Here is a 3175-nt window from a genome sequence, read left to right on the forward strand (position 1 = left end):
AACGCGAGGAGCGCGAGTCCCTGCTGGAGCGCATCCGCGCGGAGCTGGGCCCGCTCCAGGAGATGGGCCTGGAGATCAAGGGCGCGGACGGGCTGGTGGACTTCCACGCGAAGCGCGGCGAGGTCCCCGTCTACCTGTGCTGGCGCTACGGCGAGGACACCGTCACGCACTGGCACGACCTGCAAGCGGGCTTCTCCGGGCGACGCCCCATCGACAGCCCGGACGACTTCGAGCCCACGTACCTGAGCTGATCAGCCCTACGTCGGGTTCGACAGGCTCTGGTGCAGGAGGCCCAGCTTGTTGCGCGCGGACAAGAGCTGCTGGCGCAGCGAGTCCGCCTGCCGGGCGATGTCGGAGAACTGCTCCGCCTCGGAGGCGGTGGCCAGGGTCGCCGCCTCCTCCGCCACCTCCGCCATGCGCTCCTGGAGGGACGTGAAGACGGCGGTGAGCTGCGCGTCCTCTTCGGCCGTGCGGGTGGCCTGCTGCCGCAGGGCCGCGAACTGCTGCATGCGCCCGTTGAGGTCCGCGGCGCTCTGGCCCAGCGCCCCGTAGCGGGTGAGCAGGTCCTTGAACACCTCCGTGCGCCGTTGCAGCTCCTGCGCGCGCGCGTTGACGGCGTCCGCCTGCGTCTGCTGGCGGTTGCGCACGCCGGTGATGGCCTGCACCAGCGAGCCCACGCGCAGGCGGAGCGCGTCGTCCAGGTCCGCCAGGTCCTTGAGCGTGCGCGAGGCGCGCTCCAGGTGCTTCTCCGACGTGAGGGGGGCCTCCTGGAGCTGGGCCGCCAGCGCCTCGAAGCGCAGCAGCTCGGAGTCGAGCGCCTGGGCGGCGGAGACCAGCTCGGAGGGGGGCGGGGTGTCGCGCTTGCTCATGAGGCCCGGGAGATTGCCACGCCGGGCCGTCCGCCTGCCTGCTTCCTTCCGCTCGCCTGCCCGGTCCGGGAGCCTGTGCTCGGGGGTGAACGGTCCGTGTGTCAGGCCTCGCCATTGGTGGGGGCCGGCCCCACCTTTCCGTGACACGTCGCGTCCGGAGGTTTGAACCCATGACCGTGGACTTCTCCATCACCGTGCTCGTCACGGGCGCCACCGGCCAGCAGGGCGGCGCCGTGGTCCGCCAGCTTTTGAACAGGGGCCATCACGTGGTGGCGTTGGTCCGAGACCCGGATGCGCCCGCGGCCCGGGCCTTCGCGAAGTCAGGCGTCCGGTTGGTGCGCGGCGACTTCGACGACGTGGACGTGCTGGAGCAGGCGACCCGGGGCGTGGACGCCGTCTATGCCATGGGCACGCCCTTCGGGCCCGGCGGCCCGGACGCGGAGACGCACCACGGGATGAACCTGGCGGACGCGGCGAAGCGCTCGGGCGTGCGGCACTACGTCTACGCGTCGGTGGCGGGCGCGGAGCAGCTCACCGGCGTGCCGCACTTCGACAGCAAGCACCGGGTGGAGCTGTACCTGCGGCGCAAGGACCTGCCCTTCACCATCCTGGCCCCCACGTTCTTCATGGAGAACCTGACGCACGCGCCGTTCAAGGACGGGCTGGCGACGGGCCATCTGGCGCTGGGGCTGCCCGCGTCGCACGGGTTGCAGATGGTGGCGGTGGACGACCTCGCGGGCTACGCGCTGCACGTGCTGGAGGATCCGGTGAAGTACATCGGCGAGCGCATCGAGGTGGCCTCCGACGAGGTGACCGGACAGCAGGCCGCCGCGCTGCTCTCCATGGTGAGCGGCCACCGCATCCACTACGAGCAGCTTCCCCTGGAGCAGCTGGCGAGGCAGAGCGAGGACCTGGCGCGCATGTACGAATGGCTGGACCGGGTGGGCTACCACGCGGACATCCTCACCCTGCGCAACAGCGTCCCGCGCGTGGGCTGGCAGACCTTCGAGACCTGGGCGCGCCACCAGGACTGGAACTTCATCACGTCCGCCGCGTGGCCGGGGGCCGCCGCGGAGGTCGTGACGCCCACGGTGTAGGGGCCCGGCTTCCCGTCCGGCCTCCGGGGTGGAGCACGGGGCGTGTCGTCCCGCCGACGCCGCACGCCCTAACTTGAAGCCCAGGAGGCACATCATGCGTGCACATGGGCTGGGGGCCGCGGCGTTGTTGCTTTTGGCGGGCTGCGCGGCGGAGACGAAGTTGAGGCCCATACCGGAAGCGGGACTCGTCCAGAACGCTCAGGGCAGCGCCATCACGGAGCAGCGGGGCGTGCGGCTGGTGGCGGACGGACAGGCGTGGCGGGGCCACCCATCCGACCTGGAGCGCCGGCTCACCCCTGTCTACGTGCGCCTGGAGAACCAGGGGCCCCGCGCGCTCAAGGTCCAGTACCCGGACATCGCGCTGGTGGGTGCGGCGTCGCGCTTCCGCTACACCGCGCTGGCCCCGCTGACGCTCCGGCAGGGCCTGTCCTCCCGTGAGCACACGGCTCCCGGCGAAGCCACCCAGGGCGCCGTCATCGCGCCCGCGGGCCACTGGCGGGTGGGCGTAGGCGTGGGCGTAGGCGGCTACGGCTACGGCCCCTGGCGTGGCTACGGCCCGTCGTACTACGGCCCCTGGGGCTACGGCCCCTGGGGCAGCCCGTTCTACTCCCCGTATCCCTATGCCCTGAGCTACCAGGAGCCGCTGCCCACCGAGGACATGATCAACAACGCGCTGCCCGAAGGCACGCTGGAGCCCGGCGGCACGCTGGAGGGCTTCGTGTACTTCCAGGGCGTGGCCCACCGCGAGGACAAGGTGACGCTCCAGGTGAGGCTGGTGGATGCCGGCACGGGGGAGCCGTTCGGAATGCTCGACATCCCCTTCCAGGTGAGCACGGGCTAGCTAGTGCAGGAGCGTGCTGGGCGGAGCGTAGGGGGAGCGCCCGCCATCGTGCGCCAGGTCGAGCAGCGGCGCCTCCTCCGGCTGCCCCAGCGCACGCCGCAGGTCCGCGCCCCGCACGGGCAGGCCGAAGAGGGGCCCCAGCAGGAACAGGTCCAGCGTCCCGGAGAGGAGCGGCACCAGCCCGGCCAGCGCCACGACGGCGCCCCGGGATGACCTCGCACCCAGGCCGCCCAGCACCAGCCCCGTGCCCGCCAGAATCCGAACCCACCGTCCCGTCCGCGACGCGATGAAGCCGACCATGAACACCTCCCCACGCCGAAGATGAACACGCGCGAGGGGGCGACCATCGGCGGTGTCCACCTGGCAAC

5 protein-coding genes are annotated in these 3175 nt (G+C 71.9%); 3 read left to right on the top strand and 2 right to left on the bottom strand.

From position 1 onward, the window contains the following. Positions 1 to 251, top strand: a 251-nt coding sequence (locus D7V97_RS41595; RefSeq protein WP_120616071.1) for a DUF2203 domain-containing protein, incomplete at its 5' end; no start/stop codon positions are given. A 6-nt stretch (positions 252 to 257) separates the two neighbouring features. Here the strand turns inward: D7V97_RS41595 and D7V97_RS41600 are convergent. Continuing rightward, the gene (locus D7V97_RS41600) at positions 258 to 869 is read right to left on the bottom strand and encodes a hypothetical protein (RefSeq protein WP_120616072.1); all 612 of its coding nucleotides are present in this window, start codon (positions 867 to 869) and stop codon (positions 258 to 260) included. Positions 870 to 1039: 170 nt separating this feature from the next. On the opposite strand from D7V97_RS41600, the gene D7V97_RS41605 reads away from it, so the two are divergent. Beyond that, on the top strand, positions 1040 to 1966 hold the full coding sequence (locus D7V97_RS41605) for an NmrA/HSCARG family protein (RefSeq protein ID WP_199729170.1): 927 nt from the start codon (positions 1040 to 1042) through the stop codon (positions 1964 to 1966). 94 nt (positions 1967 to 2060) lie between these two features. Then, entirely contained in the window at positions 2061 to 2807 is a 747-nt protein-coding gene (locus D7V97_RS41610; protein ID WP_120616073.1) for a hypothetical protein, read from the top strand. On the opposite strand, the gene D7V97_RS41615 is transcribed toward D7V97_RS41610, so the two are convergent. Continuing rightward, a complete protein-coding gene (locus D7V97_RS41615; RefSeq protein WP_199729172.1) occupies positions 2808 to 3107 on the bottom strand; it encodes a hypothetical protein in 300 nt (99 codons plus the stop codon). Positions 3108 to 3175: the final 68 nt, after the last annotated feature.

Origin of the sequence: Corallococcus sp. CA053C (genome assembly GCF_003611675.1) — a bacterium.
GTDB lineage: Bacteria > Myxococcota > Myxococcia > Myxococcales > Myxococcaceae > Corallococcus.

Bases quoted from the DNA above. Each gene is read 5' to 3' on its own strand.
- D7V97_RS41600 (WP_120616072.1), bottom strand. From the start codon at position 869: ATGAGCAAGCGCGACACCCCGCCCCCCTCCGAGCTGGTCTCCGCCGCC.
- D7V97_RS41605 (WP_199729170.1), top strand. From the start codon at position 1,040: ATGACCGTGGACTTCTCCATCACCGTGCTCGTCACGGGCGCCACCGGC.
- D7V97_RS41610 (WP_120616073.1), top strand. From the start codon at position 2,061: ATGCGTGCACATGGGCTGGGGGCCGCGGCGTTGTTGCTTTTGGCGGGC.
- D7V97_RS41615 (WP_199729172.1), bottom strand. From the start codon at position 3,107: ATGGTCGGCTTCATCGCGTCGCGGACGGGACGGTGGGTTCGGATTCTG.